This is a genomic window from Kitasatospora sp. NPDC058406 (assembly GCF_042722765.1).
Taxonomy (GTDB): Bacteria; Actinomycetota; Actinomycetes; order Streptomycetales; family Streptomycetaceae; genus Kitasatospora.
This window is the reverse complement of record NZ_JBHXKE010000355.1, coordinates 1-6,991: the sequence shown is the minus strand read 5'-3', so window position 1 is coordinate 6,991 and position 6,991 is coordinate 1. Positions and strand designations below refer to the sequence as shown.

The 6,991-nt window shown below is 74.8% G+C and carries 2 protein-coding genes; one reads left to right on the top strand and one right to left on the bottom strand.

Annotation, left to right across the window (positions count from 1 at the left end):
* A partial coding sequence (locus ACFWOG_RS38240) for an SDR family NAD(P)-dependent oxidoreductase (protein WP_380364121.1) occupies positions 1-4,331 on the top strand: 4,331 nt, incomplete at its 5' end.
* Between the two features lie 84 nt (positions 4,332-4,415).
* Here ACFWOG_RS38240 and ACFWOG_RS38235 read toward each other — a convergent pair.
* Entirely contained in the window at positions 4,416-6,764 is a 2,349-nt protein-coding gene (locus ACFWOG_RS38235) for an FHA domain-containing protein (RefSeq protein WP_380364119.1), read from the bottom strand.
* Positions 6,765-6,991: the final 227 nt, after the last annotated feature.

Sequence of the window (6,991 nt, the reverse complement as noted above, 5' to 3'; positions counted from 1 at the left end):
CGCAGGCGGCGGCCGGTGTCGCGGGCATCATCAAGATGCTGCTGGCGATGCGGCACGAGACGCTCCCCGCCACCCTGCACGCGGACGAGCCGTCGCCGCACGTGGAATGGTCGGCCGGTGAGGTCGAGCTGCTGACCGCGTCGCGGCCCTGGAACCCCGGGGACCGGCCTCGTCGGGCCGGCGTCTCGGCGTTCGGTGTCAGCGGCACCAACGCGCACGTCATCCTCGAAGAGGCCCCCGCAGGGGAGACCCCGGCCGACGGCCCGGAGCCGACGGTCGTTCCGGTGCTGCTCGCCGGGCACACCGAGTCGGCGCTGCGGGCCCAGGCGGAGCGTCTGCGGCACGTCGCCGACCAGGATCTCCACGCGCTCGCCGCGGCTGCGGCACGGCGCCCGGCGCTGGCGCATCGCGCGGTGGTGCTCGCGGGTGGGACCGACGCGCTGACGGCCGGGCTGGATGCGGTGGTGTCCGGTGCGGGTGGTCTGATCGGCACCGCACGGGCGGGCCGGGTGGCGTTCCTGTTCACGGGTCAGGGCGCGCAGCGTGCGTCGATGGGCCGGGGGTTGTACGAGGCGTTCCCGGTGTTCGCGGACGCGTTCGACCAGGTGGCGTTGCACCTGGATGCCGATCTGGACCGGCCGTTGGCGGAGGTGCTGGCGGACGAGGAGTTGATCCACCGCACCGGCTACGCGCAGCCGGCGCTGTTCGCCGTCGAGGTCGCCCTGCACGCGCTCCTCACACACTGGGGTGTGCGGCCGGACGTCCTGGTCGGGCACTCGATCGGTGAGATCGCTGCCGCGCATGTGGCCGGAGTGCTGTCTCTGCCGGACGCGGCCACGCTGGTCGCCGCACGCGGCCGACTGATGCAGGCCCTTCCGGCCGGTGGGGCGATGCTCGCCGTCGGAGCCTCCGAGGCGGACGTCCTCGCCGCGTTCCCGGACGTGGACGTCGCCGTGGTGAACGGCCCTGGGGCCGTGGTGGTCGCGGGCCTGGAAGCCGAGATCGACGCCGTCGCGGAGGCTGCGGGCGAGCGGGGCTGGAAGACCAGCCGTCTGCGGACCAGCCACGCCTTCCACTCCCGGCTGATGGAGCCGATGCTGGAGGACTTCCGCGTGATCGTGAAGTCCCTGGCCTTCGCCGAACCGTCGCTCCCGGCGGTCTCCACGGTGACCGGCCGCCCGGTCCGGCCGGGCGAGTGGTCGGACCCGGAGTACTGGGTGGACCAGGTCCGCAAGCCGGTCCGCTTCGCCGACGCCCTCGAAGCGCTCGACGGCGTCACCAGGTTCGTCGAACTGGGCCCGGACGGCGTCCTGTCGGCGCTCGTCCAGCAGCCCGACGCCGTCGCCACGCCGCTGCTGCGCCGCGACCGCGACGAAGTCACCACCGCACTGACGGCGCTCGCGACCCTGCACGTCAACGGCGTCCCGGTCGACTGGTCGCCCTTCTTCACCGGCGTCCGGCCGCTCGAACTCCCCGCCTACGCCTTCCAGCGGCAGCGGTACTGGCTCGCCGCGACCCGCGGTGCCGGCGATCTCGGTGCGGCCGGGCTCGGCGCCGCCGAGCACCCCTTGCTCGGCGCGGTCGTGCCGCTGGTCGACGGGGACGGGACGGTGCTCACCGGCCGGCTCTCGCTCGGTGACCAGCCCTGGCTCGCCGATCACGTGGTCGCCGGTGCGGCGCTGCTGCCCGGGACGGCGCTGCTGGAGCTGGCGCTCCAGGCCGCCCGCCAGGTCGGCTGCGACACCGTCGAGGAGCTGACGCTGCACGTGCCGCTCGTCGTTCCCGACCGGGCCGCGGTTCGGATCCAGGTGACGGTGGACGGCCCGGACGAGCGGGGCCGCCGGGACGTGCGCATCCACTCCCGTGACGAGCACGGCGACGGCTGGCAGCACCACGCCACCGGCGCCCTCGCGCCGGCGGGCGCGGCGGCGGGGCGGGCCGTCGACACCTCCGCCGTCTGGCCGCCCGCCGGCGCGGTGGAGGTGCCGCTCGACGGCCTCTACGCCGGTCTCCGGGACATGGGCCTGGACTACGGGCCGGCGTTCCAGGCGCTTCGGGAGGTCTGGCGTCGTGGCGACGACCTGTTCACCGAGGTGGTCCTCGGCGAGGAGTTCCGGCGTGAGGCGTCGCGGTTCGGTGCGCACCCCGCCCTGATCGACGCGGCCCTGCACGCGCTGAGCCTGCCGGGCGGCGACGCCGAGGGCGGTGACGCCGACGCGGTGGCACGGCTGCCGTTCAGCTGGTCGGACGTGGCGGTGTACGCCGTCGGCGCGGACCGGTTGCGGGTCCGGATCAGTCCGGCCGGCGGTGACGCGGTCCGGTTGGAGGCGTTCACCACGGCGGGGCAGGCCGTGCTCGCGGTCGGGTCGCTGGTGATGAGGCCGGTGCCGTCCACCCGTCCCGTGGCGGCGGACCTGTTCGCGGTCGAGTGGGACCGGGTGCCGGCGCCTTCCCCTTCGGCGGCCTCGCCGAGGGCGGCCGGCTGGGCGGTGCTCGGGGAGCCGCTGCCGGAGCTGCCGGGCGTGCCGGCGCGGGACGGCTTCGGTGCCCCGGTGGTGCTCGTGGCCGCGGGTGGCGCGGGCAGCGGCGGCCAGGGGGCCGGCGGGGTCGCCGAGGTGACCCGTGCCGAGGTCCGCCGGGTGCTGGCGGTCGTGCAGAGCTCGCTGGCCACCGACTCCCGGGTGGTGGTGCTGACCAGGAACGCGGTCCTGCCCGATGGCGAAGGCGGCGACGGCGGCGACGGCGTCGACCTCGCCGGGGCTGCGGTCTGGGGCCTGCTCCGGTCGGCCCAGCAGGAGAATCCGGACCGGTTCGTCCTGGTCGACGTCGACGAGGACGCCGCGTCCTGGCTGGCGCTGCCGGCGGCGGTGGCCTCCGGTGAGCCTCAGGTGGCGGTCCGCGGTGGCGCGCTGTTCGCGCCGCGGCTGGCGCGCACGACCGCCGGTGACCGGGCGATCGACCCGACCACCGGCCGGGCCACCGATTCGACCACCGCATCGGCCACGGACCCGGTCACGGACCCGGCCACGGACCCGGCGGTCGGATCGTTCGGCGCCGGAACCGTGCTGATCACCGGCGGGTCCGGCACGCTCGCGGGCCGGGTGGCGCGTCATCTGGTCGCCTCCCACGGGATCCGCCGGCTGGTCCTGGTCAGCCGCAGCGGCGGCGGCGAGGCGGTGGCCGGGGAGCTCGGCGCCGAAGGCGTGGAGGTGACGCTCGCCGCGGCGGACGTGACCGACCGTGCCGCGCTGGCCGCGGTGATCGCCGGGATCCCGGCGGAGCACCCGCTGACCGGGGTGGTGCACACCGCCGGTGTCCTGGACGACGGGATCGTCGAGCAGATGACGCCCGACCGGCTCGACCGCGTCCTGCGGCCGAAGGTGGACGGCACGCTGCACCTGCACGAACTCACCCGGGGCCTGGAACTCTCGGCGTTCGTCCTGTTCTCGTCCGCGTCGGCGGTCTTCGGGACGCCGGGGCAGGCGAACTACGCCGCGGCCAACGGGTTCCTCGACGCGTTCGCCCAGCACCGCCGGGCGCTCGGCCTGCCGGGGCAGGCGCTGGCCTGGGGGCCGTGGGCCGAGGGCGGCATGGCCGGTGACCTGGACGAGGCCGACCGGCAGCGGATGGCCCGGGCCGGTGTGCTGCCCTTCGACGTCGCGTCGGGGCTGGCGGCGTTCGACGCTGCCGTGACCGCCGCGGCGGCGCCGGTGGTGCCGATCCGGCTCGACCTGGCGGCCGTGCGGGCGGCGGGGGAGGTGCCGGCGCTGCTGAGCGGCCTGGTCCGGAGGCCGGCGGTCAGGGCCGTGGCGCCCACGGTGGTGCCGGTCGCCCAGCGGTTGGCGGGGCTGTCGGACGAGGCGAGGCGCGAACTGCTGCTGGACCTGGTGCACGGCCACATGGCGACGGTGCTGGGCTACCCGGCCGACCATCCGACGGAGCCCGCCCGGGGCTTCCTCGACCAGGGGTTCGACTCGCTCACGGCGGTCGAACTGCGCAACGGTCTGACCGCGGTGACCGGCCTGCGCCTGCCGGCGACGGTGATCTTCGACTACCCGACCCCCGGCGACCTGGCCGAGCACCTGTTCGAGCAGTTGGCCCCGGTGGAGCCGGTGGCCCCGCCGCTGCCCGCGCTGGCCGAGCTCGACCGGTTCGAGGCCTCGTTGGCCGCCGACGGACTCGACCCCGCGGTGCGCGACCAGATCGCGGATCGGCTCCGGAGGCTGCTCGCGGGCTGGCAGCCGACGGAGGCGGACGAGGTCGTCGACCTGCTGGAGGAGGCCAGCGACGAGGAGATGTTCGCGTTCATCGACAACGACCTCGGCCTCTAGCCGGTCGGGGCGGGGCGGAGCGCCGGCACGCAGGGGCCGGCGCTCCACCGGCCGCGAGGGCGCGGCGCGACCGGTGGACGCGGCCTACTTCCGCATGATCACGGGTTCGCGCCGGCGCAGCAGCCGGGCGACGACGAGTCCGAAGAGCACGGAGAGGGCCAGCAGCATGCCCATGTCGAGCAGCCAGACGCTGCCGCGGTGGGCGAACATCGGGTCGTCGGTGAGGGGGTCGGGCAGGAGGGCGCCCAGGTCGACGGTGGCGGCCATCGCGCCGAACCCCCAGCGCGCGGGCGCCAGCCAGGAGAGCTGGTTGAGGATCGGCGTCTGGTCGAGCTGGAGCAGCGCGCCGCAGAACACCACCTGGACGATGGCGACCAGGACCAGCAGGGGCATGGTCACCTCCTCCTTCTTCACCACGGCGGAGACGAGGAGGCCGAGGACCATCGTGGTGACGGAGAGCAGGGCGACGGCGAGGGTGATCTCCACCAGGCGCGGCAGGAACACGCCTCCGGCGCCCGGTGGTCCGAGCCCGACGCCGACCAGGGCGACCAGGGTGAGGACCACCGACTGGACGACCGTGATGGTGCCGAGCACCACGACCTTCGAGCAGAGGTACGCGGATCTGGACAGGCCGACGGCGCGTTCGCGCTGGTAGATGACGGTTTCCTTGACCAGTTCGCGGACGGCGTTGGCGGCCCCGGTGAGGACGCCGCCGACGCAGAGGATGAGCAGCGCGTTGAGGGCGGTGTCCTCGTCGAGCTGTCGGCCCGCGAGGGCGCGCGTCAGGGCGCCCATGATGAACGGCAGGGCGATCATCACGGCGAGGAAGGTCTTGTCGGCGGCGAGCACCGTGGCGTAGCGGCGGACGAGGGTGGAGACCTGTTTGCCCCAGCGCCTCGGGGTGGGTCGGGGGGCCGAGGCGGTGGGCGCCGGCGTGCCGGGGAGCGAGCGGGCGGGGTGGTCCATGGCGCCGGCGATGTAGCGCCGGTAGGGGGTGGACGCCCGGTACTGACCGGCCCAGTCGTGGTCGCGCCGGCTCTCGAAGGCTTCGAACGCCTGGGGCCAGTGGTCGAAGCCGAAGTGGCCGAGGGCCTCGCCGGGCGGGCCGTACCAGGCGATCCGGCCGCCGGGGACGAGCAGGAGCAGACGGTCGCAGAGGTCGAGGCTGAGCACGCTGTGGGTGACGACGATGACGGTGTGTCCGTCGTCGGCGAGGCCGCGGAGCATCTGCATGACCGAGCGGTCCATGCCGGGGTCGAGACCGCTGGTGGGTTCGTCCAGGAACAGCAGGGAGGGCTTGGTGAGCAGTTCCAGGGCGACGCTGACGCGCTTGCGCTGGCCGCCGGAGAGGCTGGAGATGACCTGGTCGGCGCGCTGGGTGAGGCCGAGCTCGCTGATCACCTCCTCGACCCGGGCCTCCCGTTCGGCGGGCGCGGTGTCGCCGGGGAAGCGGAGCTCGGCCGCGTACCGCAGGGCGCGGCGGACCCGCAGCTGGGTGTGCAGGATGTCGTCCTGCGGGACGAGGCCGATGCGGTGGCGCAGCTCGGCGTACTCGCGGTAGAGGTCGCGGCCGTCGTAGCGGACGGTGCCCCCGGTCGCGGGGCGGAGCCCGGTGAGGGCGTTGAGCAGGGTGGACTTGCCCGCGCCGCTGGGGCCGGTGACGGCCAGCAGGCTCTTCTCGCCGACCGGGAAGGTGACGTGGTCGAGCAGGACGTGGGCGTCGCCGACCGTGACGGTGAGGTCCTCGACGTCGAGGTCGACGATGCCGGTGTCGATGAACTCCTGGAGCTCGTCGCCGATCAGGCAGAACTCCGAGTGGCCGATGCCGACCAGGTCGCCCTGGCCGACGAGGGCCTCGAACACGGGCTGGCCGTTGAGGTAGGTGCCGTTGTGGCTCTCCAGGTCCGCGATCTCGTACCGGCCGTCGGGGAGGGCACGGAGTTCGGCGTGGTGGCGGGAGGCGGAGAGGTCGCTCACCACCAGGTCGTTGTCGGGGGCGCGGCCGATCCGGACGACGCGGGCGGACAGCGGGAGGATGCTGGTCGGCGGGCGGTAGGAGCCGGTGATCGAGGTGAGGGCGGACGACTGCCGTTGCTGGACGGTCATCGGCTCGGGCAGGGCGCTCAGGCTGCAGCGGGGCCCGTCGGCGGGATCGCCGAAGCGGACCACGCTGCCGGGGCCGACGTCCACGTGCCGGACGCGGTGGCCCTCGGTGTACGTGCCGTTGGTGGAACCGACGTCGTCGAGCACCCACCGGCCGTCCCCCTCGTGCAGGACGGCGTGGTGCCAGGAGACCCGGGGGTCGGTGAACACGACGTCGCTGGCCGGGTCCCGGCCGACGGCGTAGGAGCGGCTCGGGCTCATGACCTGCGAGTCGCCTTCGGCATCGAGTACGAGCTGGGGCGCGCTGGGCCCGAACTCCCGTTCTCCCATACGGTCGATGCTAGTCCGGTGGGGGCCCGGCCGCCCGGGAGGCGGCGTCGTGACCCGGGCGCCTGCCCCCTGTGACGGCCTCGGACCGCGCGATCGGCGGATCCCGGCCCGTGGGGGGGAATCCCCCCGGCGGGCCGGGATCCGCCGGGTAGGGGGGCCTAGGGGTTTTGGGGGCCGAGGGCCCGCGCCAACGGTCTGGGGAGGGTGCCCGGGGGCGCGGTGCCGGG